We start from the raw sequence: 23,579 nt of genomic DNA, 5'->3' as shown, positions 1-23,579 counted from the left end.
ATGATGATTGGCGAATACGAAAAAACATAATCATATTGTCCACTTCCATCACTGAAGTGGCCAAACAAAAAAAGGAGACTGTTAAAAATGAGAACGGATGTATTTAAAAAAGATAGTGTCGGCCACTTAATGACACAAGCATCCATTACATTACATGAATCTTTTACTGTAGACCAAGCGATTACACATGTTAGGAAGCATGTACGTGATAAGGAAAATATTCATTATCTCTATATTACAATGCATGACAACACATTAACAGGTGTTTGAATTGCTAGCTGCTCATGGCGGGGCTGAATTACGTGACATTATGAAAACAGATCTTCATACTTTACCTGTTGATTTAGACCAAGAAATAGCAGCCGAACGATTCCAAGATACAGATTTAGTATCTATGCCAGTGATTAATCAAAAAGAACAACTGCTCGGCGTTGTCCATGTTGAAGATATACTCGATGTCATAGAAGAAGAAGTAACTGAGGACTTTCAAAAAATGGCACCTGTATCCACTTTAGAGGAAGGAATTAGAGATGCGAGTATTTTTACCCTGTATCGGAAACGAATTGGCTGGCTTGTCATTCTTGTCTTTATGAACGTTTTCTCTGGAGCAGGGATTGCTCACTTTGAAGATGTCATAGAATCACATATTGCCCTTGTCTTCTTCTTACCACTCTTAGTCGATAGTGGTGGAAATGCAGGTTCACAGTCTGCCACATTAATGATTCGCGCTATGGCGACTGGAGATGTTACAGTTCGTGACTGGGTAAAAATGTTTACAAAAGAATTTTCCGTCGCCATTGCTTTAGGTGGAACGATGGCTTTAGCTGTTGCAACTGTTGGCCTATTTAGAGGCGGTCCTGAAATTGCTCTCGTCGTTGCTTTAACAATGGTATTCATTGTCATTGTCGGTAGTTTAATCGGCATGAGCTTACCTTTTATATTTAAAAAGCTTGATCTTGACCCTGCAACAGCTAGTGCACCACTTATTACTTCAATCGCTGATATTGTAGGTGTACTGATTTACTTTTCAATCGCAGCTTGGTTATTAACATTATAAGAACAGCCTCTCTCATTCGAGAGGCTTTAGGAGGTGTAAGAAAATGGCATTTATCGGAACAGACCAACAACCATTAGTTGTCTTTTTTGAAGATATGGCAGTAAAAGATGCTATGTTATTAATACATGAGTATGCTAAAGCTGATTATCCATTAAATCCGTTGTTTCTAACCGACCGTCAAGGACGATTAGCTGGTATGGTTAATTTAAACAGCGTCTTATCTGCTGACGATGCTACACAATTATATGAGCTGAAAGAAGATGAGTGCCTAGCGCTCTATGCCGATACATCACAAAAAGATACTAAAACATTATTTCAAGTAACTTCTGCTCACTTCTTTCCAGTCGTTACAGAAGAGCGACATTTAATCGGAATCGTTCACCAAGATTCGTATTAATTAAGAAAGTCTAGATAATTTGATATGAAGGTTTTCGAATAACTTCTTAATCAATTTCTCTCATAATAGAAAGTGTTTTGTTATAATGGGACATGTACGTTTTAAACTATTTTCAAGAGATGGAGGATTAGCATGATGCAAATCAATTTTCAAGAACGACTCGATACGTTAAACAATTATTTACAAAAAGAAGAAATAGATCTCGCACTTATTACGACCCCATCTAATGTTTTTTATTATACGGGCTTTCAGTGTGAACCACATGAGCGATTTTTGGCATTAGTCATTGATCGTCGTCAGAATAAGACATGTCTATTTGTGCCTGCCCTTGATAGAGATATGGCAGTTGAACAATCTTATATTCAAGACATTATCGGTATTTCTGACGAACAAAGTCCTTTCGATGTCTTACAAGAAAACTTAACAACTGATTCAGCTTCAGTAGGCATTGAAATGAAAACGATGACTGTTTTCCAATATAAACATCTACAAGACATTTTCTCTAAAGCTTTGTTCACTGATGTTGGACCACAAATCAATCGTCAACGCCTAGTTAAATCACGTGCAGAAATTGATTACATGGTCGAAGCTGTTGAGATTATAGAAAAAGTAATGGCTGAAGGAATTAAGAAGCTAAAGCTCGGTATGACAGAGGCCGAATTTGTCGCTGAGCTAGAATATTTAATGCGTAAATTCGGTGCAGATGGCCCGTCATTCTCAACTATTGCACTCTTTGGCGAAAAGTCAGCATTACCACATGGTTCACCAGGTGACCGTAAACTTCAAAATGGTGACTTTGTATTAATCGATATGGGTGTTGTCAAAAACGGCTACTGCTCAGATACAACACGTACATTTATTTTCGGTGAAGCAAGCGAGAAACAAAAAGAAATTTATCAAATCGTTCTTGAAGCGACAAACAAAGGAATTGAAGCGGTTAAAGCAGGTGTCCCATTAAAAACATTTGATATTGCTTCACGTGATGTCATTAAATCATACGGTTATGACGAATATTTCAATAATCGTGTTGGGCATGGACTTGGAATCGATGTTCACGAAGAACCTTCCATCCATGAAAACAATGAAGATATTGCACGTGAAGGATATGTTTTCACAATTGAACCTGGCATTTATATCCCTGGTTTTGGTGGCGTAAGAATTGAAGATGAGGTCTATATTAATGAAAAGGGAGAAGTAGAAGTATTAACTTCTTTCCCGAAAGAACTTAAAATTATTAAATAAGTATGTTGCTTTAAAGTAAAAAAGGGCATCCGATACACGGACGCCCTTTTTATAATGATGCTACAAATAGATTTAGTACTCATTGAATAAAAGAATACTAGACGTTAGTGTTCATTAAAAGCACTAACGTCAACTATTAAAGCAAAGAGAGGACTTAGTATGCCTATTGACAGCTTTCATTCTCTTACTATGTTATACAGTCACTGTTATTCCAAACTGTTTTTCTTTTGCTGCGCGATAGACACCTTGTGCCACGGCCATATCGAAGTAAGCCGCTCCAACTGATTTAAAAAATGTAATCTCATCATCAGTTTCACGATGAGTCGACTTCCCTAATAATTGTCTAAGCTCACCATAAATCTTATCAAATGACCATGCACCCTTTTGAGCGGCATCGATTAACTCTCCAGCCTCTTCTTTAGCACCGTGCATATCATCTACTACAATTTTATCCGATTTTAATATCGTTTCTTCATCTACTTCACGCATCGATGGTAAATATGATCCGACACCATTTATATGTGTTCCTTTTTTAAGTAACTTTCCATCAAATACTGGTGTATGAGAGCGTGTTGCACAATTAATAATATCTGAAGCTAAGACAACTTCATCCACATGGTCAACAACGACGATGTCTTGCTTCACACCAAAACGTTGGAGTTTCTCTTTGAACTTGTCTGCTTTTTCACGTGTTCGATTAAACATAATCAATTTCTCGATTTCTCTAACCTCAAGAACTCCTAAAACTTGTTCAAAAGCCATACCACCTGTTCCAATCACCCCAAGAACACGGGCATCTTTTCGTGCTAATCTCTTCGTTGCAACACCACTTAATGCCCCAGTTCGAAGACGTGTTAAATAAGAGGCATTCATTAAACAAACGTGCTCACCATTTCGTGTATCCGTTAATAGCAATACACCTTGTGTTGTTGGCTTTCCAACTTGTGTATTTTCTGGAAAAATCGATACGGTTTTTATCCCTGCTATTCGTTCCTCTTGATTCGAACTTGGCATATATAAAATTGATGCATGTTGTTCTGGATATTCTATTACAGTTCGATGTGGATTATCAATTTTCCCCTCATTCATCGACATTAAGCCTGCTTCCAAATCCTGAACTGCTTCCGACATACGATAATGTTTCATAATTTCATGTTCAGATAAAATAATCATGCAAAATCCCTCTCTATTTTTTTTCAAAATAAGCCTCATCCAATTCTTCCTTGTATCTGTCTTTAATAGGTAAAACAGCTAGTAATGAAATCAATGCAGTGAAAATAATATATATCGCCACAGGTATATATGAATAATTAAACTTCATTAATAACGCGGTTGCCACGAGTGGCGCTGTTCCACCTGCTACAGCTGCACCAATTTGATATCCTAAAGAGACCCCTGTATAACGAACTTCTGGGCTAAATATTTCTGAAAACATCGTTCCGAGTACAGCTGTAATCGGTGCCCAAATGATACCAAGACCTATAACTGTAGCAACAATTAATAATATATCCGATCCTTGATGAATAAGCCAAAAGTAAGGGAACGCATATAATATCATTAAAATTGAACCGCCGACATAAAGTTTTTTACGACCGACTTTATCAGATAAACTTCCCATAACTGGTATTAACAAAGTTGTAACGATAGTTCCAATTGTCACTGCATTTAACGTCGTCGTACGACTAAAATCAAGTTGTTCTGTTGCGTAAGATACGATAAATGTTCCAAATATATAGAATGGTGCTGTTTAGCTCCTGTTGCAATCAACACTTCTTTCCAATGATATTTAAATGTAGCAACAATCGGTAACTTAGCAATTTCACCTTGTTGTTGTGCTTTTTGAAATGATGGTGTTTCTTCTATTCCTTTACGAATCCATAAACCAAACCAAACGAGTAAAGCACTTAGTAAAAATGGAACACGCCAACCCCAAGTTAAAAAAGCTTCCTCAGGCAATAATGTCATAATTGATAAGGCAATTGTCCCCATCAACATTCCTATCGTAACCCCCATTTGGGGCACACTACCGAATAAGCCGCGCTTTTCTTTTGGTGCATATTCTACAGCTAATAGTAAGGCACCGCCCCATTCGCCTCCAAGCCCTAATCCTTGCATTAAGCGTAAAATAATGAGTAAAACAGGTGCCCATATACCTACCATATCATAAGTAGGCAAAATTCCCATTAAAAACGTGGACACGCCCATCAAACTTAATGTCATGACCAATGTTTTTTTACGACCAATTCGATCACCAACATGACTAAAAATAATGCCACCCAATGGTCTAATGAAAAAAGCTAAGGCAAACGTAGCAAACGCATACAATGTCCCGAACGCTGGATCATCTGTTACGAAAAATAATTGGTTAAATACGAGTGCTGCTACCGTCCCATATAAGAAATAGTCAAACCATTCAACAGCACTTCCGACGACACTAGCGATAAGTACTTTTCTTAAATCTTTCGTCATCTATTTCTCCCCCTGTAATGATGAATCTAATCTACCTACTAGAAATTTTTTTATTCGAATTGGTATCGTTAAATATAAGATTAATTGTATGCCACTCCCCTTTATTAAACGCTTACAATTGTTCTCTTAGGAATTTTAAAATAATTTATGGTAATATATTAGCAAATTTATAACATGTGTCAATCTCATAGAGTTAAGAAAATGATATTGACATCTTTTCCATATGCTATATAATATATGTTAACCATAACTATAATTAGTTAACATATATCGTTAAAAGGGAGGAGGCTACACGATGGAACAATCAAATGATAGGTTACGTATGATGATACTCACAGCACTATTTACTGCTATTATATGTATTTTAGCTCAAGTAACAATTCCATTACCATTAGTGCCAATTACGGGACAAACATTAGCAATTGGACTTGTCGCTACTATTTTAGGGTCTACATATGGTGCTCTTGCATCACTTTTATATCTTATTATTGGCGCTGTTGGGCTGCCAGTTTTTTCTAGCTTTTCAGGTGGACTAGGTGTACTTATCGGTCCAACCGGTGGCTTTATCGTTGCCTTTATTCCAACGGCTTTTTTTATAGGATATTATTTAGAAAAAACGAGTTTTACTGTGTTTAATGCAATTATCGCTAATATTATAGGTATGTTTATAACATTATTTATTGGGACAGCATGGTTAAAATTTGCAGCAGACTTGTCGTGGAAAGCTGCTTTTCTAGGTGGGTTTACACCTTTTATTGTTGTTGGAATTATTAAAGCTGTATTAGCCGCTTGGTTCGGAATTGTTGTTAGAAACCGGCTGCATACAGCTAAGTTAATCGTAGCCTAACCTAATGTGATTATATCGAACAATTGCTAACCCTCTTTATGATACGATGCCAACATAGGTCCCCCCATTTTCCTATGTTGGTATTTTTATATCGTCATGCGAAACGGAAAGACCGTATGGATTCACTAGACTTTCTTTACTTTTCTCATGTTTACTAAATGAAAACAAAAAACAGTCAGGCTATACAATATAACCTGACTGCTCGACTTATTATTCATAATCTGTAATCATTTTATGAACTTTTTCAATCTCTTCATCTGGAACGATTAAGTAATAGACACCTTTAATTTTTTGACCTGAACCTTGTAACATATATTCTTCGACTTGATTGTTGGCTTTTCGATAGTTATTAAATAACTTTTTCATATCGTCGAAATCCATATTCGTTAATACATTTGTACCGAGGATTTCCATTGTTCGATTTATTTTTGGAATGGATCCGACAGAAGCACCACGGTCAATGATCGCTCCAATCACTTGGCGTTGTCGCTTCGTACGACCAAAATCACCTGATGGGTCTTGTTTACGCATACGAACATAAGCCATTGTCATATCACCATCCATCGCAAGTGGGCCTTTTGTAAAATGATACTTACCATCTTTCCATTCAATTTCATTATGAACAGTGATATTTCCTAATTCGTCAACCAATTCTTTTAAACCTTCCATATTCATACTAACATAATAATCAAGCTCTATCCCCAGCATTTCTTCTACAGTAGCGACAGACATATCTGCACCACCAAATGCATAAGCATGATTAATCTTATCTTCTATCCCTTTACCAACTATGGTCGTTCGCGTATCCCTTGGAATACTGATTAATTGTGAGCGATTGTTTTTAGGGTCAAGGGACAAAATAATCATTGCATCCGAACGGCCCTTATCACCTTCTCTTGCGTCAATCCCTAGTAGTAATATATTTAATGGTTTCATATTAGCAAGCTTTTTCTTCGTTTGGGTAATATCAATAGATTCTACAGGTTCGTTCATCTCTTTATCAACGGTATTTTTTACTTTAAAATAAAAAGACAAAACATATGAACCGATACTTAAAACAAGCACAATAAAGATTGTAAGTGGAATGACAATCCACGGGTTACGCTTTTTTTTCGGTTTGTTTTTTGCCATCATTGACACCTCATATTTCCCAATATTTTCCTAGAGTATATTCATCTATTTATGAAGTGTACCATATTTTTCCGATTTCATATAGTTATTTCGTCATATTTTTCAAAAAATATAAAAGCTGTTTTGTTCTCTCATATAATAAATGTTGTGCATTGCTGATCGCCCTATCAAGTGACATCGGTTTTTGTATGATTGAGAAGCAACCTGTAAACGTTTGCTGGAGAAGAGTTAAGTCACCCGTCAAACTACCTGATATTAAAAAGATCGGAACTTTATGCTGTTTAGCTCGTTTTGCTACATAACTAGGGGCTTTTCCCGCCAATGTCTGTTCATCACTTCTTCCTTCACCTGTTAAAACAAGATCCGCTCCCTGAATAACTTTATCTAGCTGTAAAATATTAGCCATATATTTCGCACCGGGAACAACCTTTCCACCTAAGCTGAGAAATGAAAATCCTAATCCACCTGCTGCTCCTGCACCTTCAGCATCGCGAACATGAATGGCGAGTTCCTTTTGGATGAGCGTGCTAAAATAGTTGAGAGCTTGATCATACTGTTGAACTTGCTCATCTGTCGCACCCTTTTGTGGTCCAAATATATAACTAGCACCATTTGGACCACATAATGGATTCATAACATCACTTATAATCGTTATTTTTCTCTTAAATATACGTTCATCAAATGTAGCAAAACTTAATCGGCGCACATGTAATAAATCTATACCGTACGGACCTAGTCGTTTTCCATTTTGATCCCAAGCTTCTAACCCAAGTGCCATAAGCATACCTAAACCGCCGTCATTTATAGCACTACCACCTAAGGCGATTACAATCTCTGGACATCCTCGATCAAGTACGTCACTTAATACTTCTCCTATTCCAAATGATGTTGTATGATCTGGATTTCGTTTTTCTTTAGGTACAAGTGTTAATCCAGCAATTTGAGCACATTCTATATAAGCGGTCTTTTGATCTATACTGACAGCATAATATGTCCGATGCGCTTCACCTAATGGCCCCGAGCATGTAATCGGAATTTTAATACATTTTGAAGCTTCAATTAGAAGATCTAAAGTCCCTTCACCACCATCTGCCATCGGTTTTAAAACTGTTTTAGCATTAGGAAATACATCTAAAGCTGCTCGAGCCATCATTTTAGAAGCTGTTAATGCCGTCATACTACCTTTGTAAGAGTCAGGCGCAATAACAATATTCATGTATATCATCTCCTCTTAGAAAGATGTTATGTAAAAAACAATTGTACGACGGCAATGTAAACAGCTCCTAGGAAAAAAGCGACGCGACCCCAACAAATTTGTGAAAAGAATCGTTTAATTGTTCCTTCGTCTTTTTTAATGGTAGAACAATTTTTACAAGTAAATAGTTGATGTTGTCGTTTCATTTACATCATTCCTAAACGTTTTATTTACTTGTATCGTAACATGAATCTTGCGATATCGAAATGATTACAACGCTTTTCTCCAAATTTTATGAGTAAGGATACTCACGACGAACGTGCTGAATAGATATCCATTTAAAAGTTGTAAATGCATCAAGACTCCACGTACCGTTTAAGCGTCCGACACCTGAGTTTTTCATCCCTCCAAAGGCAACATTAGGTTCATCATTAATCGTACCGTCATTAATATGAATCATACCTGTATCTAGTCTTTTAGCTATTTCTGCTCCACGTTCAACATTTCTCGTATGAATAGCACCACTTAAACCATAATTTGTATCATTTGCAAAAGCAATGATTTCTTCATCGTCTTTCGCTTTCATGATTGAAATAACTGGTGCGAATACTTCTTCTTGAGCAAGAGACATTTCAGGTGTCACATCAGTAAAGACGACTGGTTCAATAATATTTCCTTTTGTTTCACCTTTAACAATCGCTTTGGCACCTTCTGACAAGCCTTTTTCTATCATTTTCTCTGTGTTTTTAACTTGACGCTCATTGATTAACGGACCAATAATCGTTTCTTCATCACGTGGATCTCCACTAGTGAGACCTTTCACTTTTTCTACATACTTATCTACAAAACTGTCATATATTTTCTCATGAACGATTAGTCGATTAGCTGACATACAAATCTGTCCTTGATGAGTAAATCTACTGAATACTGCTGCACTAACTGCTAGTTCTAAATCTGCATCATCTAGAACAATTAAGGCGCTGTTACCACCTAATTCTAAATGAACTTCTTTTAAATGTTTCCCTGCTACAGCACCTATATGTTTACCTACCACTGTGGATCCTGTAAAAGATATGGATCGTGGCACTGGATGTTCAATAAATGCATCACCAATTTCGGAAATTTCTGTCGTAATAACATTAAGTACTCCTTTAGGTAAACCCGCTTCTTCAAAAATCTTAGCAATTAATGTACCGCCAGTTATAGCCGAATCTTCATGCGGCTTTAGAACAACCCCATTTCCCGTTGCTATAGCGGGAGCGACTGATTTCATAGAAAGAAAGAAAGGGAAATTAAATGGGCTAATAACACCAACCACGCCAACAGGCACGCGATATACTCGATTTTCTTTATGATCTATCGGTGAAGGTAATATTTTTCCCTCCATTCGAAATGGGAAGGTCGCTGCTTCTTTTAAAATATTTATGACTAAACCGATTTCAAAATCCGCTTTTAAACGTGTACCGCCCAGTTCTTCAATGATGATATCAATTATTTTTTCTTTCTTTTCCTCCACATACGATACAGCATTTTCTAAGATACTTCTTTTCGTAACAGGATTTACATGTTCCCATTGTTTTTGCGCGTTCTGTGCTGCTTCATATGCTTCATTCAAATCTTCTTTAGTCGCTGCTTTATATGTTGCAAAACATTGTTGAGTATATGGGTTTATATTTTTCATTTTTGTATGACTGTTTCCATCTCGCCAAACACCGTTTATATATTGTGGTAATAAGTTTTTAAATGCATTCATTTAACCTCACCTTTTCATTATTTATCAAATGTAATATTTTCTTTCGCCATCGTGGCTAATGTATGAACGTTGGCATTAATTTCTTGCATCGTTGCAGACAGTTCTTCGATAGCGGCTGACTGCGAATCTGACTCCACATTAATGTCTTGAATGTAACGATTTAATGTATCAATAACTTGACGAATTTCGCTCGTAATAGCTTGTATTTCATTCACTTGATCTTTTGAATGATTAGCCATTTTACGAATTTCATCTGCTACAACAGAGAAACCACGGCCATGTTCGCCAGCTCTTGCCGACTCTATAGCTGCATTAAGTCCAAGAAGGTTACTTTGATCAGCTATTTCTTTCACAACATTAGATACTTTTTCAATCATTTCAGCACTTTCTGATACATCTGTTGCTTTTTCTGAAACACGTGTAATATTTTCTGCTAATCCTGTAATTGTTTGTGCCATATCGGTAATTGTATCTGTTACATCATTAACAACTGACGATAGATTTTGAGATATTTCTGATAGTTTTTGTGCATGTTCAATATTTGCACCTACACCTATCCCGCCAATGACACGCCCCTGTTCATCTCGTAACGGAATCGCTCGTGCTATTAAATGGACCCCGAATAGTTCTGGGGGAACAGGTGAAATCATTGGTCTATTTTCACGGATAGCTTGTGTAATAATATCACCTTCTACTAATGGATCACCTGGCTGGACATTTAGTTGGAATTCTTTTGCCGGAAAATTGATGATTAACTTTTCCGTATCATAAATTCCAATAGTCGTATCATCATTCATAAGTTGTTGAAACAATGGCGCAACTTCAATAATCGCTTCAATTAATGGATGATAGCTTTGTGATTGCTTTTCAGTCTCTTGCATATCCTTTCTCCTTTCAATTGTTTTAACATGATTATTATCGGTTTAACTTTTATTATATTAAATTTATAGTAATAAAGTCCTAGTTAGATATATTCTATTTGATTTTTTAAAAAAGGAGCAGTATAATTACAATTTGTGTTGATATGTTTTAAATGTATAAGCTGATAAAGGCAAACTATCTCGAAAGAATAGGACGCAAAGCCAAGGGTCTAAAGCAAGATTTATGCCATGATCGCCTGGTTACCAAATAGAATATATCATTTGGCATATTCAGGCTATCCATTTTTAGATTGGTAGCTTTTTTTATTTTTTAACTGTTTATAAAAGCGAGGTGAATTGTATGAACCATATTGGAATCATTTCAAATAACCTAAGTAAAATGGAACAAAAAGTACACACATTACAAAAAAAATCAAGGCAGCAATCTTTTCATGTCCATCATCCTAGACAATTACAACAATTTAATCTAAAAAAATATGACCTTCTCATCACAAGTAGTGCATACATTGATGATGTTATGAACCATGCTCATCATCTTACTAAAATTGCTGTCTGTATTTCACATGTCGCTGAAGATCAAGTGGAACGCCTTTTACAAATGAATTTAGACGGTTATTTGACCCCGAATATGACAAATTCTGAATTAATTCACGCGATCAATATGATATTACAGGGGGATGTATATGTTCACCCTAGATTTTCATCAACCTTATTACATTCATACCGTACATATATTAAGATTAAAATCGAACGACCTCTTAATCTTTTAACTAAAAAAGAATGGCTGGTCCTAGAACATATAGCCAATGGTTCTAGTAATCAAGTCATCGCGAAGAAAATGGGTATATCTAGTAGCACAGTAAAAAATCATATTAGCTCTATCTTTAAAAAGTTTGGAGTGAATAATCGAACGGATGCTGTTTTAAAGGCAATTAAAAATAATTGGATCATCGTATAATTTAATTTATGTATGATGCATCAAATCTCAAATTAAATATCTGAATTGAGCGAATAATATCCTTAGTTGTATCGTTTTATAAGCAAATAAAATGACATAAATCATATCTTTATGTATTATTCTATACAAATATATTATACCTATATATGTATTTGTGAGGGGAATGTATGACAAACGAAAACAGATTAAGATATTTTCCTATTATGTTATTTGCAAGTGTCATGGGGTTAGCTGGAGTCAGTATTGCAATGATATATTTTGAAGAAGTGAATCAATTTCAACCACTCATTTCACGGTTGTTTTTCTTTATAACGTGTGTATTATTAATCATTAATGGTGGCATCTTATTGTTTCGTTCTATACGTTATAAAGAGGACGTCATCAATGATTTTAATCATCCTATTAAGGTAAATTTTTTCGGAGCCATCTCTATTAGTCTACTATTAATAAGTGTACCTTTACTAAATAGTTATAGTTCTCTATCGTATTTTATTTGGGTAGCTGGTGCATTTTTACAACTGATTATAACATTAATCGTGTTATCTAATCTCATATGGAAACACCAATTTCAGATCCAAGCTTTTAATGCCACATGGTTTATTCCTTTGGTAGGAAACATCGTTGTACCACTTGCTGGTGTTGAACATATCAGCTTATCAATTAATTGGATATTCTTTAGCATCGGTATATTATTTAGCATAATTTATATGACGATTTTTATCTATCGTGTATACTTTCTTCCAATGTTTCCAGAACCATTAAAGCCAAGCTTCTATATATTATTAGCTCCTCCAGGGATTGGCTTTAGTTCCTATATGAGACTGACAGGAGAACTTGACGGATTTGCTTGGTTATTATACGGCATTGCATTCTATTTAGGTTTACTTTTTCTCATTCAATTTAAACATTTTTTTACAGGAAAATTTTATATTTCATGGTGGGCATTCTTGTTTCCAAGTGCAGCGGTAACAAATGCAACCTATATATTATATAGAGAATTAAACGACATCTTATTTCTTTATATTTTTCAGCTTCAAAGTATCGGTTTAATTGTGTTAAGTCTGTTTCTAATATGGAATACAATTTTGTTAATTATAAAGCGCAAACTGTGTTTACCAGAGCCTTGACCAAAATCAATATAAAAAATCATGCCATGTTGTGGCATGATTTTTCTATTAAATATTATCATCTATCTTTTTCGCATTTACAAAGTTGCGAAATTCTATTTACTCACCATATCATTCGTAATTTAGTTCAGCTTTTCAATATCGGTTATCGTAAAGTTATTATCATCAAGTGCCTTAACGACTTTCTGCATTAATGGTTCATCGACTTCTTCAGGTAGAACTATACATACTCTTCTTACATATTGTGAATTATTGTTTAACGATATGACACTTTGAACATTACAATACTGATTAACGACGCCTAACATTTTCTGTAAAGCGCCAGCATATTCAATCGTTCCGACAGTAAGTGAGTAGCTCCCATTGTGTACACCCCAAGCATTTTCTAAAACTTGAATCACATTACCATTCGTCAATATACCAAGAAAATTTTTATCTTCATCAACAACAGCTAAAAATGGTAGTTGCTTAATGGATTTAAACACTTTAAAAAAAGCATCTTCTTCTCTTACATAACTATCCGTACGATCAGCAATCAATTCATTAAGAGGGGCATCAAGTGAATGTTCTCTTTCATGTTTTAATAAATGGACTTTATAAACATTTCCGACATACTTTTCCCCTGACTCATCTAGCACAGGGATACAACGATAACCAGATTTAATTAATTTGTCCATTACATCTTGCATATTGTCATTTTCCTTTACGTAAACCACATCTGTTTTATTAACATAATCATTTTTAACTAGCATCCTAAAACCCCCTATTAATCATCTTATATATCTATTTTCTTATATTCCACCTTTAATTGCAATACAATTAATATTCACTATTTTTGTGATGATCAAGAACACCTTATTGAGTAAAAACTTTTAATAATTGTATTTTAAATAATAGGGTTTACAACTCATATATATAAATGATAATGTATGTCATTGTGAACCCTAATAAAAAATAATCGGCTCTTTCTTATAAAAAATTAAATTTATTCTCCACCACGGTTAAATTTCAAATCTAAATCATCCCATCATATGCGTTTTTCATATCTTTCACATGATTAGCTATCAATCATAAAACGCTTGCAAATAAAATTCATACAAAGGAGATGTAACGATGTCTTTCACACCTTGGGATTTTTTCATCGATTTTGGATTGGCAGCCGTGCTATTAATAGCTGGGACTATTTTACGTGCGAAAGTAAAATCGATTCAAAAATTATTTTTACCAGCTAGTATTATTGCTGGCTTCCTTGGCTTATTACTCGGTCCGAACGGATTAAATATACTACCTTTTTCTAATCAAATCAGTACTTATCCCACTATTTTAATTGCTTTTATCTTCGGAGCCATTCCCTTAACCGCAAATGCTATTAGTTGGAAAAAAATGAAAGGCCGAATCGGGAGCATGTGGGCTTATTCACAAAACTCGATGATTTTAATGTGGGGAGCGGGGCTGTTATTTGCACTATTATTTATTAATCCATTTTGGGATCAACTTCATGCTGGATTTGGGCTTATACTAGCCGCTGGTTTTGTTGGTGGACACGGAACAGCAGCTGCTGTTGGTGATATGTTTAGTAAGCATGGCTGGGAAGATGCAACATCTCTAGCCATGACTTCGGCAACTGTCGGTGTACTTGCGGCAATTTTATTAGGTGTTCTATTTATTAAAGTTGGAGCGACAAAAGGGTATACATCTTATTTAACTGATTTTAAAGACTTGCCTAATGAACTAAGGACAGGCTTAATTCCATCCCATGCACGACAACCTGTTAAAATGGATACCGTTTCACCGATTTCCATTGATCCGTTCGTGCTCCATTTTTCATTAGTTATTTTTATAGCGATGGGTGGTTACTACTTAAGCAAATGGGGAGAAGCCCTCTTCCCACAAGCGTCCATCCCGATATTTTCTTTAGCTTTTATCGTCGGATTATCCGTGAAAAAAATCCTAAATCATACCCATTCGGACCAATATATTAACGCTCATGTCGTCAGTCGAATTAGTGGAAGTGCGACTGACTTTCTCGTTACATTCGGAATAGCATCCATTAGTATTTCTGTTGTATTAGATTACATCACGCCGTTAGTCATTCTACTATGTTTTGGATTAATCATTGCTTTTATATTTTTTGCAGTTATATCGAAAAAGTACTTTCCTGATTATTGGTTTGAACGTGGAATATTTAATTGGGGATGGACAACTGGAACCGTCGCAATGGGGATTGCCTTATTACGTATTGTTGATCCACATTCAGAAAGTAAAACACTTGATGATTACGGTTTAGCCTACATTCCAATTGCGCCAGTAGAAGTCCTTTTAGTTACATTTGGACCTTTACTCGTAATCCAATCGCAGTCCTATCTCTTTGTGTTCGTCACATTGTTAGCCTCGGCATTTATATTTTCGATTTCTTATAAAAACAAATGGTTTAAAAAGAAAGCGACAACAAAATCATAATAATAAGCCTTTTATATGATATGAACAATTGGTGAAAACACTCTTCGTTTTTCACCAATTGTTTTAAAGTCCATTTCTGTATGATTTATTGGAACTTGAAGTATTAGATATACCATGTCTCACAGTGAGATCATAGAGCTAAAAATTACACCACTCTTAAAAAGATATCCCGTGATAAATGTACGATAATTATAGGCAACGACTCTCTTAAATAGTCAAATAGATATCTAACCGCATATAAAAAAAGCTCCTCCAATCGAGCCATGTCGATTGAAAGAGCGAGCTGTTTCAACTACTTTTTATTTACATATTGACGCATATGATTTTTAATTCCTGCTAGACAAATCGGTGCTGGATCCTCTGTTACATCCAATTCCAATGTAGACCCATCCACTGGAAGTACCTGTTCAAAAATCTTTTCATACTCTTGGATTGAGATTTCCTTACGTCCAGCTAATAATTGTGTATGTTTTTCAATAAATAAATGTTCTCGATAACCCAGTTGTAAAATGCCAGAGAAAAATTCACCTACCGCACCAGAACCATAACTAAAAAGACCAATTCGTGATCCTGCTTTTAATGACTTTTGTTCAAGTAAAGATAATAAACTTAAATATAGCGATCCTGTATAAATATTTCCGACACGACGATTATAGATGGTGCTTGCCTGATAGTAGTCGATTAGTCGTTCCTTATCCTCTTCTGTCCCATCATCATAAATCGTACGCAATGCTTTTAGGCCCATTTTTGTATAAGGTAAATGGAAGCATAGAGCTTCAAAGTCACCTAAAGTAAGACCTACTTTGTCCTTATATGCTTTCCATACTGACGAGAAGAAGGATATATATTTTTGATTTGAATATTTACCGTCTACATAAGCTATATCAGAATAAACAGGACGCCAGAAGTCCATAATATCGTCTGTTTGGAATGTGCTTTTTTCTTCTAAAGCGATGATTTTAGGTTCCGCACTAATAACAAGTGCAACAGCACCTGCTCCTTGTGTTACTTCACCTGGTGTATTTAAACCATATCTTGCTATATCTGAAGCAAGAATGAGCACTTTGCTTTCCGGATTAAGTGCGATATGACCTTTTGCCAACTGAATAGCCGCTGTTGCCGCATAACATGCTTGCTTCATTTCAATTGAACGCGCTTCTTGTTTCAATCCTAGCAAATGGTGCACATAGATAGCAGCTGATTTTGAATGATCAATACCCGATTCAGTTGCAAAAATGACAAAGTCAATTGCCTTTTTATCTTCTTCATCTAAAATATTTAAAGCTGCATTCGCTGCTAATGTGACCGGATCTTGTGTTATCGGTGCCACAGCCATTTCGTCCTGACCAATTCCAATCGTATATTTTTCTGGCTCTTCATCACGCGCCAATGCCAATTTATTCATATCAATATATAAATGTGGTGTGAAAAAGCCTATTTTATCAATTCCTATTTTCACTGTTATGATGCTCCTTTATTTTTTAAAACATAATTTATTGTGCGACACATTATAAGCTTAGGTTTAATCATACTTACATATTTTCGCATATTCATTAGGAAAATGAAAGTGTTGTTACTTTTTTTATATGGAATTAATGATGCATGGACTACTTTCAAAAGCCAAAATTAAAATCGAATCATTCTCTTTTAACAATAAAACCATATAAAATCAAGGTTATGCTTCTTCAATTCATACTGATAACTTGTTTTTAAATAAAGTTTATCACTTTAATATGTATTAAAATAGTGCTGTACTTTCTGATAATCATCAGTCATAGAGATAGCGAGCATAAGTAAAATTCTAGCTTTCTGTGGTGTTAAGTTATCACCAGCAATTGTTCCTAATCCTTCATAAGCAGCAATATCTACAACAGAACCTTGTCCGCCACGGCTACTTCGAACGACAAATAGGCCTTTTTTAATGGCATGACGAATAGCATGTTCTTCATCTTTAGAAAAGCGTCCTGCTCCCACACCTGCAATGACTAGTCCATTATACTTACCAGTGGAAGATATATAATCAATCAAATCACCATTTGCACCTGCGTATGAATACACGATGGCTACTCGTGGCAATTGATTCACTTTAAGACGATTAAATACTGAATAAATTGTGTGTTTTCTTGTTGGCTCACGGTAAAACTCTACTGTTCCGTTCGGATTGATCCAACCTAAATAACCGAGCTCATCCGACTGAAATGTTTCGACACGATACGTATTCACTTTAGTGACATCACGTGCACAACTTATTTGATCATTGGCAACAACAAGGACACCCTTTCCTGTTGATTGCTCGTCTACTGCAACTCGAATCGCATTCAGAAAATTTAAGGGTGCATCTGTACTTAAAGCCGAGAATGGTCTTTGTGCTCCAACTAATACAACAGGTTTATCTGAAGCAATTGTTAAATGTAAAAAGTAAGCTGTTTCTTCTAACGTACTCGTCCCTTGTGTAATGACAGCTCCATCAAAGTCTAACTCATTTAAATATCGATTAATTTCACGCTGTAATATTAACCAATGCGTTTCTGTTAAGTTCGTACTACTAATACGATCAATTTGCACCGGATGGACTTCTGCAATCTGATTGATTTCTGGAAGAGACTTCAAAAGCTCTTCACCTGTTATCTTTCCAGAAATATAGTCTTTTAAATCTAACCTATTCTTTCCCTTCGCTGAGATCGTTCCCCCCATAGAGAACAAAGCAATTTTTTTCATATTTAATACCTCCAAGACGTCTCCATCTTATATAATATACAAAATGAATTCACTTTACTAAATTATACGTTCAGTATAATCCTAAAGAACGATTTATTTGGTTAATTATTACAAATATATTAAATTAATGTAAAAAAATGATTGATTGTATTTTATTTTTATTTATCAATTGTATAATATTTATACATTTTATGGTAAAGGAGTGTTTTTGATGGACCGTTTCTTTAGTTTTGACAAAATGATCACACCTACTATTATTAAAATTTTATTTTGGATTGGACTTGTATTCGTAGGTTTAACAGGCTTAGCCTTAATTATTTCAGGACTTAATACATATGCTGGTGGATTTATTACACTATCTGGTATCGGCTTTTTAGTCGTTGGTCCTATCTTTGTAAAAGTATATTGTGAGTTACTCATTGTCATGTTTAAAATGCATGAAGCATTAGTCGAAATACGAGACGAATTAAGACAATCTAAGCAACAAAGAATTTCCTAACATTAAAGCAGCTTTACAAATAGCTCATCATATGATAACTTTTTACACAAGTGAATCATATAGGAATCTACTAGGGGTGTCCAATCAGCTTGGACTGAGAGAAGAGCGCGCTTTAAGCTCTTTAACTCTTAGAACCTGATCTGGTTTGTACCAGCGGAGGGAAGTAGTCTACATACATGTGTCCATTAGGGATACATTGTTTTGTAAGTCTATGCTTTTATGTAGGTCATAGATCGGGTTCTTATAATAGAACTCGATTTTTTTATTGTTAAACCGACTTACTTTCTTCCTATACCTCGACAGTATTCCGAATATTATCTGAGGGAGGAATGATTCATGAAACAAATTAATCAAGTAAACATCGATTTTAAGAAACAATTTCCAGCAAGTAAGAAAGTTTATGTAAAAGGCTCAAGACCTGACATACGTGTACCAATGCGTGAAATCACATTACACACTACTGAAACAGAAACTGGGATATTTCATAATGAACCTATCCGTGTATATGATACGAGTGGACCTTACACTGATCCGTCCTTTAATCCAGACGTCTATAAAGGATTACCCGAACTAAGAAAAGAGTGGATTTTAGAGCGTGATGATGTTGAAGAATATGAAGGTAGAAAGATGAAACCTGAAGATAATGGACTTGTGAAACATCATCGGAAAACAGTCCATCTACCATTTAAGCGAAAGCCACTTCGAGCAAAAGCTGGAAAAAATGTCACTCAAATGCATTATGCTAAAAAAGGAATCATTACACAAGAAATGGAGTTTATTGCCATACGAGAAAACTTAGATCCTGAGTTTGTTAGAAATGAAGTAGCTGAAGGGCGGGCAATTATTCCAGCGAATATTAACCACCCTGAATGTGAGCCAATGATTATCGGCAGGAATTTTCACGTCAAAATTAATGCCAATATTGGAAACTCTGCTGTGAGCTCTTCAATTGAAGAAGAGGTAGAAAAGATGACTTGGGCAACATATTGGGGAGCCGATACGATTATGGACTTATCAACAGGTAAAAATATCCATACAACGCGGGAATATATTATTCGCAATTCTCCAGTTCCTGTTGGTACAGTTCCCATCTACCAAGCACTTGAGAAGGTAAACGGAATCGCTGAAGATTTAACTTGGGAAGTTTACCGAGATACTTTAATTGAGCAAGCAGAACAAGGTGTCGATTATTTTACAATTCATGCAGGGGTTCTTTTACGTTTCATACCTATGACGATTAACCGGACTACTGGAATTGTATCACGTGGCGGTTCAATTATGGCACAATGGTGTCTTGCTCATCATAAAGAAAACTTTTTATATACACATTTTGAAGAGATTTGTGAAATCCTTAAAGCATACAATATATCTATATCACTTGGCGATGGACTAAGACCAGGATCCATTGCCGATGCTAACGACGAAGCACAATTTTTAGAGCTCAAAACGCTCGGTGAATTGACAAAGATCGCATGGAAACACGATGTACAAGTGATGATAGAAGGACCAGGGCATATTCCGATGCATAAAATAAAAGAAAACGTCGATCGTGCCAGTGAAGAATGTCATGATGCGCCTTTTTATACACTAGGACCATTAACAACTGATATAGCACCTGGATATGACCATATTACTTCGGCAATTGGAGCTGCAATGGTTGGTTGGTATGGTACAGCCATGTTATGTTATGTCACACCAAAAGAACATCTCGGGCTTCCTAATCGTGATGATGTTCGTGAAGGGGTCATCGCCTATAAAATCGCTGCTCATGCTGCTGACCTAGCTAAAGGGCATCCAGGTGCACAAATTCGTGATGATGCGTTATCAAAAGCTCGATTTGAATTCCGTTGGATCGATCAATTTAATTTAGCACTTGATCCTGAAAGAGCGAGAGAATATCATGATGAGACGCTTCCAGCTGAAGGTGCAAAAATAGCCCACTTCTGTTCTATGTGTGGTCCTAAATTCTGCTCCATGAGAATCTCACATGATTTAAGAAAAATGGCTAAAGCAACAGGTCAAACCGAATCGGAAATAAGAAGAGAAGGTATGAAACAAAAGTCAAAGGAGTTTATTGAACATGGATCGTCTATTTATCAATAACACGAGAAAGAAGCAAGCTAAACAGTTGATAAATGAGATGACCATATTACGTCATGAACTCATACAACTCGAACAAAAACTCGAGCATATCCAAAGACAATGTCATCATCAATTTCTTGAAACAACAACGATGAGAAAATGTAAAATCTGTCATTATACAGAAAGCTTGCATTATTAATATACATTTTTCGAATAGGTTGCCGAGATAGTCGAAAGGACGCCGCATGAAGCTACCGTTTCATGCGGTTTTTTATGCAACTCGCACACTCTTATCGATTATATAAATTGGATTACTTCTGTGTGAGTGTTAACCAAAGCGTTAGAGCGTTGTTCCCTTCAGCTAAACAACATGCTTTTAAACTTATAGGTATTTTTTTTAGATTTTTTAATATAATAATAGCGATTTTTCTCACTTTACTTGTACGATTTAGTTACATGCCATAACATAAAAGTAGCTATAACACGTTACGTAAGGATGAGGTAAATGACACAGATACTAAAGAATGACTGGGCACCACTATTAAACGATGAGTTTTCAAAACCTTATTATTTAAAGTTACGAGAATTTTTAATAAAAGAATACAGGACACAAACGATTTATCCAAATATGTTCGATATTTTTAATGCATTACACTACACACCTTTTCGTGATGTAAAAGTCGTCATACTCGGGCAAGATCCCTATCATGGACCGAACCAAGCACACGGACTGAGCTTTTCAGTGCAACCAGGTGTGAAGTGCCCACCATCTCTAATAAATATTTTCAAAGAATTAGAGAGTGACCTTGGCTTTAAAGCGCCAAATCACGGCAATCTTGTTAAGTGGGCCAAACAAGGTGTACTCCTTCTGAATACGGTCTTGACAGTTCGTGGCGGACAAGCTCATTCTCACCGAGGCCGCGGGTGGGAAAACTTTACAGATCAAGTGATCAACATATTGAATCAAAAAGAGGAGCCGGTTGTTTATATTCTCTGGGGCAGAGCGGCTCAAAATAAGCAAGCTTTAATCGATTTGGACAAACATTTTGTAATAACAGCTCCACACCCAAGCCCGCTTTCAGCCCACCGTGGTTTTTTTGGTAGTCGCCCATTTTCAAAAACAAACACCATTCTTAAACAAACTGGCCAGGAAAAGATTGATTGGCGAATTGAGTGAGGGAGGATCGGCATACTCTCTCCCTCCCATAAGAAAGACTGCACTAACTCTTTCGAACGGTTTTTGCGAAGTAAGGAGCATACTTTTTTCCCCATTCAAGCTAAAAGGTGATGCGCATTCCTCCCCTAGCAAACTTGATTCCACTCTCTTTTTAGCTTAATATCTATATAAAGTTCACTCAATTTAGATAGTCTTTTTACTAGACTGAACCTTGTCGCATTTACGCCCCACAAATATTGTTCTTTGGACGAGTAACCACTCTACTGGTCGTTTTCCTAGCACTTTATCTAATTTTCCCTACCTGTTGGCATCTAATCATATCAGCAAAATAAAAATGAATAGAAAGGATGATATTATGAAAGACGTTCAGCAAAAACTAGTCATACCAAAAGATTTACAAAAAAGACGGATTCTTTTCGCTCGCATGAACCTTTCAACACAAGAGAAACAACAATATATTCGCCTGTTAAAAGGACATGAAGGAGAAAAACAATTCTATCAATTGATAAAAAATAACCACACAACAAACTCTATTTTTCTCCACGATCTTCTACTCCAAAGTAACAACTCCCTTTTCCAAATCGATCATATACTCATTCATGCTCAAACCATTTTTTCATTCGAAGTAAAAAATTATGAAGGTGAATTTATAATAGAAAATGGTAATTGGTATGTGAAATCAACAAAGCAAGAGATTCGAAATCCACTCAATCAATTAAACAAAAGCGACTATTTACTGCGCCAGCTCGTTATAAACCTCGGTTATAATCTACCCGTAAAATCATATCTCGTTTTTATTAACCGAGACTTTACTTTATATCAACTTCCACCTAATCTACCTATCCTACTTCGAAGCCAATTAAATCGATTCATTCAATTCTTGAACAAATCACACGTCCCGCTCAAGCAAGAGCATCATCAGTTAGCACAGGATTTAAAGAAGGTTCAAATAACTGATTCATCCTTTGAAAACCTTCCAGACTATGACTTCAAACAACTACGAAAAGGCATCACCTGCCCGGAGTGTTATATGTTTTTATCGAGGGAGAGACAAAGCTTTTTATTATGCGATAACTGCGGATATACTGAGACATTAGAAAAAGGGATATTGCGGAACGTATTTGAGTTCCATCTACTATTTCCAGATATGAAAATAACGACCAATGTCATTTATGAGTGGTGTCATATATTTCGGTCACCTAGAACCATTAGAAAAGTACTATCAAAGCATTTTATCTTCATTCAAAATGGGCCTTACTCTTATTACGACATAAGGCCATAACATTAATTATTTTGCTGTTCTTATCTGGTGATCTACTCTTCATGTTTTTCTATTTATAACAGAGTTCGGGCAGAGTGGAACACTTTACTCCGTATCGATTGATATCTTTAACAGTATCCGTGCGGAGTGGAACGCTTTACTCTGCACCGATTGACATCTTTAACTGAGGCCGTGCGGAGTGGAACGCTTTACTCTGCACCGATTGATATCTTTAACTGAGGCCGTGCGGAGTGGAACGCTTTACTCTGCACCGATTGATATCTTTAACTGAGGCCGTGCGGAGTGGAACGCTTTACTCTGCACC

General features: G+C 35.9%; 22 protein-coding genes, 1 pseudogene and 2 riboswitches. Of the genes and pseudogenes, 13 read left to right on the top strand and 10 right to left on the bottom strand.

Features of this window, described 5'->3' with window-relative positions; all coding sequences use genetic code 11:
- The first annotated feature begins 87 nt into the window (after positions 1 to 87).
- The 4 genes from HNQ35_RS01260 (at position 88) to HNQ35_RS01245 (ending at position 2,696) form a co-directional block, all read left to right on the top strand.
- Complete coding sequence (locus HNQ35_RS01260; protein ID WP_146934844.1) at positions 88 to 270, top strand: hypothetical protein; 183 nt, start codon at positions 88 to 90, stop codon at positions 268 to 270.
- Between the two features lies 1 nt (position 271).
- Positions 272 to 1,057 carry a magnesium transporter gene (mgtE, locus tag HNQ35_RS01255; protein ID WP_218026180.1) on the top strand — a complete coding sequence of 262 codons (786 nt, stop codon included), beginning with the start codon at positions 272 to 274 and terminating at the stop codon, positions 1,055 to 1,057.
- 43 nt (positions 1,058 to 1,100) lie between these two features.
- Positions 1,101 to 1,454: a CBS domain-containing protein gene (locus HNQ35_RS01250; RefSeq protein WP_146934847.1), complete on the top strand. Its 354-nt coding sequence runs from the start codon at positions 1,101 to 1,103 to the stop codon at positions 1,452 to 1,454.
- 135 nt (positions 1,455 to 1,589) lie between these two features.
- Complete coding sequence (locus HNQ35_RS01245) at positions 1,590 to 2,696, top strand: M24 family metallopeptidase (RefSeq protein ID WP_146935104.1); 1,107 nt, start codon at positions 1,590 to 1,592, stop codon at positions 2,694 to 2,696.
- A gap of 192 nt (positions 2,697 to 2,888) precedes the next feature.
- On the opposite strand, the gene HNQ35_RS01240 is transcribed toward HNQ35_RS01245, so the two are convergent.
- Together HNQ35_RS01240 and HNQ35_RS01235 are read right to left on the bottom strand one after the other, a co-directional pair.
- A complete protein-coding gene (locus HNQ35_RS01240) occupies positions 2,889 to 3,869 on the bottom strand; it encodes an ornithine cyclodeaminase family protein (RefSeq protein ID WP_146934850.1) in 981 nt (326 codons plus the stop codon).
- 13 nt (positions 3,870 to 3,882) lie between these two features.
- Positions 3,883 to 5,165 (bottom strand): annotated as a pseudogene (locus HNQ35_RS01235) (MFS transporter).
- Between the two features lie 295 nt (positions 5,166 to 5,460).
- On the opposite strand from HNQ35_RS01235, the gene HNQ35_RS01230 reads away from it, so the two are divergent.
- Complete coding sequence (locus tag HNQ35_RS01230) at positions 5,461 to 6,012, top strand: biotin transporter BioY (RefSeq protein WP_146934853.1); 552 nt, start codon at positions 5,461 to 5,463, stop codon at positions 6,010 to 6,012.
- Positions 6,013 to 6,222: 210 nt separating this feature from the next.
- Here HNQ35_RS01230 and HNQ35_RS01225 read toward each other — a convergent pair whose 3' ends face one another.
- From HNQ35_RS01225 to HNQ35_RS01205, 5 genes are all read right to left on the bottom strand, one after another.
- Positions 6,223 to 7,143, bottom strand: coding sequence for an LCP family glycopolymer transferase (locus HNQ35_RS01225; protein ID WP_307724213.1), 921 nt, complete (start codon positions 7,141 to 7,143; stop codon positions 6,223 to 6,225).
- A gap of 85 nt (positions 7,144 to 7,228) precedes the next feature.
- Positions 7,229 to 8,359, bottom strand: coding sequence for a glycerate kinase (locus tag HNQ35_RS01220; RefSeq protein ID WP_146934860.1), 1,131 nt, complete (start codon positions 8,357 to 8,359; stop codon positions 7,229 to 7,231).
- Between the two features lie 26 nt (positions 8,360 to 8,385).
- Positions 8,386 to 8,544, bottom strand: coding sequence for a hypothetical protein (locus HNQ35_RS01215; protein WP_170226550.1), 159 nt, complete (start codon positions 8,542 to 8,544; stop codon positions 8,386 to 8,388).
- An 86-nt stretch (positions 8,545 to 8,630) separates the two neighbouring features.
- Positions 8,631 to 10,091, bottom strand: coding sequence for an aldehyde dehydrogenase family protein (locus HNQ35_RS01210; protein WP_146934863.1), 1,461 nt, complete (start codon positions 10,089 to 10,091; stop codon positions 8,631 to 8,633).
- Positions 10,092 to 10,108: 17 nt separating this feature from the next.
- Positions 10,109 to 10,972, bottom strand: a complete 864-nt coding sequence (locus HNQ35_RS01205; protein ID WP_146934867.1) for a methyl-accepting chemotaxis protein — start codon at positions 10,970 to 10,972, stop codon at positions 10,109 to 10,111.
- Positions 10,973 to 11,131: 159 nt separating this feature from the next.
- Positions 11,132 to 11,220, top strand: a riboswitch (cyclic di-GMP riboswitch).
- A gap of 92 nt (positions 11,221 to 11,312) precedes the next feature.
- Here HNQ35_RS01205 and HNQ35_RS01200 point away from each other — a divergent pair.
- Positions 11,313 to 11,930 carry a response regulator transcription factor gene (locus HNQ35_RS01200; protein WP_146934870.1) on the top strand — a complete coding sequence of 206 codons (618 nt, stop codon included), beginning with the start codon at positions 11,313 to 11,315 and terminating at the stop codon, positions 11,928 to 11,930.
- Between the two features lie 167 nt (positions 11,931 to 12,097).
- Complete coding sequence (locus HNQ35_RS01195; RefSeq protein WP_146934873.1) at positions 12,098 to 13,057, top strand: SLAC1 anion channel family protein; 960 nt, start codon at positions 12,098 to 12,100, stop codon at positions 13,055 to 13,057.
- 122 nt (positions 13,058 to 13,179) lie between these two features.
- Here the strand turns inward: HNQ35_RS01195 and cbpA are convergent, their stop codons facing one another.
- Positions 13,180 to 13,809: a cyclic di-AMP binding protein CbpA gene (gene cbpA, locus HNQ35_RS01190; protein WP_146934876.1), complete on the bottom strand. Its 630-nt coding sequence runs from the start codon at positions 13,807 to 13,809 to the stop codon at positions 13,180 to 13,182.
- Positions 13,810 to 14,170: 361 nt separating this feature from the next.
- On the opposite strand from cbpA, the gene HNQ35_RS01185 reads away from it, so the two are divergent.
- The gene (locus tag HNQ35_RS01185; RefSeq protein WP_146934879.1) at positions 14,171 to 15,517 is read left to right on the top strand and encodes a sodium/glutamate symporter; all 1,347 of its coding nucleotides are present in this window, start codon (positions 14,171 to 14,173) and stop codon (positions 15,515 to 15,517) included.
- 292 nt (positions 15,518 to 15,809) lie between these two features.
- Here HNQ35_RS01185 and HNQ35_RS01180 read toward each other — a convergent pair whose 3' ends face one another.
- Together HNQ35_RS01180 and HNQ35_RS01175 are read right to left on the bottom strand one after the other, a co-directional pair.
- Complete coding sequence (locus tag HNQ35_RS01180; protein ID WP_146934882.1) at positions 15,810 to 16,976, bottom strand: hydroxymethylglutaryl-CoA synthase; 1,167 nt, start codon at positions 16,974 to 16,976, stop codon at positions 15,810 to 15,812.
- 269 nt (positions 16,977 to 17,245) lie between these two features.
- Positions 17,246 to 18,235 (bottom strand): asparaginase, encoded by a 990-nt coding sequence (locus tag HNQ35_RS01175; protein ID WP_146934885.1) that lies wholly within the window; start codon positions 18,233 to 18,235, stop codon positions 17,246 to 17,248.
- Between the two features lie 211 nt (positions 18,236 to 18,446).
- On the opposite strand from HNQ35_RS01175, the gene HNQ35_RS01170 reads away from it, so the two are divergent.
- The 5 genes from HNQ35_RS01170 (at position 18,447) to HNQ35_RS01150 (ending at position 23,275) form a co-directional block, all read left to right on the top strand.
- On the top strand, positions 18,447 to 18,734 hold the full coding sequence (locus HNQ35_RS01170; protein WP_146934888.1) for a DUF4282 domain-containing protein: 288 nt from the start codon (positions 18,447 to 18,449) through the stop codon (positions 18,732 to 18,734).
- A 62-nt stretch (positions 18,735 to 18,796) separates the two neighbouring features.
- Positions 18,797 to 18,913, top strand: a riboswitch (TPP riboswitch).
- 157 nt (positions 18,914 to 19,070) lie between these two features.
- Entirely contained in the window at positions 19,071 to 20,837 is a 1,767-nt protein-coding gene (thiC, locus tag HNQ35_RS01165) for a phosphomethylpyrimidine synthase ThiC (protein WP_146934891.1), read from the top strand.
- Entirely contained in the window at positions 20,815 to 21,015 is a 201-nt protein-coding gene (locus HNQ35_RS01160) for a hypothetical protein (protein ID WP_146934894.1), read from the top strand. The genes thiC and HNQ35_RS01160 overlap by 23 nt, the downstream gene beginning before the upstream one ends.
- 306 nt (positions 21,016 to 21,321) lie before the next feature.
- Positions 21,322 to 21,993: a uracil-DNA glycosylase gene (locus HNQ35_RS01155; protein WP_146934897.1), complete on the top strand. Its 672-nt coding sequence runs from the start codon at positions 21,322 to 21,324 to the stop codon at positions 21,991 to 21,993.
- Between the two features lie 355 nt (positions 21,994 to 22,348).
- Positions 22,349 to 23,275, top strand: a complete 927-nt coding sequence (locus tag HNQ35_RS01150) for a nuclease-related domain-containing protein (protein WP_170226552.1) — start codon at positions 22,349 to 22,351, stop codon at positions 23,273 to 23,275.
- Positions 23,276 to 23,579 lie beyond the last annotated feature (304 nt).

Source organism: Cerasibacillus quisquiliarum (assembly GCF_014202495.1).
GTDB lineage: Bacteria > Bacillota > Bacilli > Bacillales > Amphibacillaceae > Cerasibacillus > Cerasibacillus quisquiliarum.
This window is presented reverse-complemented; position numbering and strand designations above follow the sequence as displayed.

Bases quoted from the DNA above. Each gene is read 5' to 3' on its own strand.
- cbpA (WP_146934876.1), bottom strand. From the start codon at position 13,809: ATGCTAGTTAAAAATGATTATGTTAATAAAACAGATGTGGTTTACGTA.
- HNQ35_RS01210 (WP_146934863.1), bottom strand. From the start codon at position 10,091: ATGAATGCATTTAAAAACTTATTACCACAATATATAAACGGTGTTTGG.
- HNQ35_RS01240 (WP_146934850.1), bottom strand. From the start codon at position 3,869: ATGATTATTTTATCTGAACATGAAATTATGAAACATTATCGTATGTCG.
- HNQ35_RS01260 (WP_146934844.1), top strand. From the start codon at position 88: ATGAGAACGGATGTATTTAAAAAAGATAGTGTCGGCCACTTAATGACA.
- HNQ35_RS01205 (WP_146934867.1), bottom strand. From the start codon at position 10,972: ATGCAAGAGACTGAAAAGCAATCACAAAGCTATCATCCATTAATTGAA.
- HNQ35_RS01160 (WP_146934894.1), top strand. From the start codon at position 20,815: ATGGATCGTCTATTTATCAATAACACGAGAAAGAAGCAAGCTAAACAG.
- HNQ35_RS01225 (WP_307724213.1), bottom strand. From the start codon at position 7,143: ATGGCAAAAAACAAACCGAAAAAAAAGCGTAACCCGTGGATTGTCATT.
- HNQ35_RS01150 (WP_170226552.1), top strand. From the start codon at position 22,349: ATGAAAGACGTTCAGCAAAAACTAGTCATACCAAAAGATTTACAAAAA.
- HNQ35_RS01215 (WP_170226550.1), bottom strand. From the start codon at position 8,544: ATGAAACGACAACATCAACTATTTACTTGTAAAAATTGTTCTACCATT.
- HNQ35_RS01230 (WP_146934853.1), top strand. From the start codon at position 5,461: ATGGAACAATCAAATGATAGGTTACGTATGATGATACTCACAGCACTA.
- HNQ35_RS01200 (WP_146934870.1), top strand. From the start codon at position 11,313: ATGAACCATATTGGAATCATTTCAAATAACCTAAGTAAAATGGAACAA.
- HNQ35_RS01155 (WP_146934897.1), top strand. From the start codon at position 21,322: ATGACACAGATACTAAAGAATGACTGGGCACCACTATTAAACGATGAG.
- thiC (WP_146934891.1), top strand. From the start codon at position 19,071: ATGAAACAAATTAATCAAGTAAACATCGATTTTAAGAAACAATTTCCA.
- HNQ35_RS01195 (WP_146934873.1), top strand. From the start codon at position 12,098: ATGACAAACGAAAACAGATTAAGATATTTTCCTATTATGTTATTTGCA.
- HNQ35_RS01220 (WP_146934860.1), bottom strand. From the start codon at position 8,359: ATGAATATTGTTATTGCGCCTGACTCTTACAAAGGTAGTATGACGGCA.
- HNQ35_RS01170 (WP_146934888.1), top strand. From the start codon at position 18,447: ATGGACCGTTTCTTTAGTTTTGACAAAATGATCACACCTACTATTATT.
- HNQ35_RS01175 (WP_146934885.1), bottom strand. From the start codon at position 18,235: ATGAAAAAAATTGCTTTGTTCTCTATGGGGGGAACGATCTCAGCGAAG.
- HNQ35_RS01245 (WP_146935104.1), top strand. From the start codon at position 1,590: ATGCAAATCAATTTTCAAGAACGACTCGATACGTTAAACAATTATTTA.
- HNQ35_RS01185 (WP_146934879.1), top strand. From the start codon at position 14,171: ATGTCTTTCACACCTTGGGATTTTTTCATCGATTTTGGATTGGCAGCC.
- HNQ35_RS01250 (WP_146934847.1), top strand. From the start codon at position 1,101: ATGGCATTTATCGGAACAGACCAACAACCATTAGTTGTCTTTTTTGAA.